The organism is Bartonella sp. MU70NMGDW (genome assembly GCF_042194085.1).
GTDB lineage: Bacteria > Pseudomonadota > Alphaproteobacteria > Rhizobiales > Rhizobiaceae > Bartonella > Bartonella grahamii.
In genome coordinates this window covers 1-1,116 of record NZ_JBHIMK010000373.1, presented here as the reverse complement: position 1 = coordinate 1,116, position 1,116 = coordinate 1, and the positions used below count along the sequence as shown (strand labels likewise).

General features: G+C 47.3%; 1 protein-coding gene and 1 pseudogene. Both read right to left on the bottom strand.

What is annotated here, in order from left to right; all coding sequences use genetic code 11:
• Positions 1–41: 41 nt before the first annotated feature.
• Positions 42–293 (bottom strand): hypothetical protein, encoded by a 252-nt coding sequence (locus tag ACFIKE_RS11070; protein ID WP_375649973.1) that lies wholly within the window; start codon positions 291–293, stop codon positions 42–44.
• A gap of 9 nt (positions 294–302) precedes the next feature.
• Positions 303–1,116 (bottom strand): annotated as a pseudogene (locus ACFIKE_RS11065) (hypothetical protein); the annotation flags it as partial.

Here is a 1,116-nt window from a genome sequence, read left to right as displayed (position 1 = left end):
AAAAGGACTTTAAAGAAAGAAAATCATACAAGCCTTATCGCCTAGACTTGATTATCTTTCTCTTGTAGTTCTTCTATGGGCTCTACGGGTGCGTCTGTTTCTGTCATTTCAGTAGATGAGAGCTGTTTTGTGCTTTCCTCAACAACGGGAGGAGAGAAGACTCCATCCTTATAAGTCCAGCCGATCTGCGCTTCACTTGAGGCGATTGCCTCACCATCAAAGGCATGAACATAATCTTCTGACGCTACGATAATATTTGTTACCACACCATTTTCAACAACTGCATATTCCATGAAGTGCTCCTATATAAAAAATCTCAACAACACTGCTCCATTACCGCCATTTCCTCCTTTACCAACACCACCATCTTCTCCTGGGAAATAACCACCACCACCACCTCCTCCTTGTCCACTGCCTTTGCAGCCTTTACCACCTCTGCCACCTTTATGGCTCTCTCCGCCATAACCGCCGTTACCATTATTAGCACCAGCACCCCCACCGCCGCCGCCGCCAAAAAAAGAATTTCCACCATGACCACTACCACCGTTGCCGCCATTCCCACCAGCGTAAATAAAAGAACTACCTCTATAACCATTAGAACTAGCATCGCCCCCAAAACTACCATTGAAACTTGATACGCCGCCGCTGCCACCACCACCACCTCCTCCTCCTGGCCCCCCATATGCTGTAATAATTCCTTCAATGCGTGTATAACCACCACCACCTCCACCGCCTCCCGGAGAAGCGCCTCGTCCACCTCGACCAATTTCAATAATTTTTGCGGATTTTAACTGTGAAGCTTTAATTTTAACATACACACTTTGGCCTCCACTGCCGCCGCCGCCACCGTAGCTGGATTTACCTTTGGCCCCATCTCCCCCACCTCCGCCACCACCCCATGCCCATATTTCAATTTCTGTGTTATCGGTCATACCTTCAGGAAACGGGATAGTGCCACTTTCTGTCATGAGGATTTCAAGGGGGGACGTCGCTTTTCTTAATTTCGTGATTTCATCACGTATTTCTTGAAGAGCAACAAGAGCTTCATTTTTGCTATAAACTTCCGCACCATCAACTTTAAGAGGTCCCTTCAACATGCTTCCGGTTGTGTTTAGA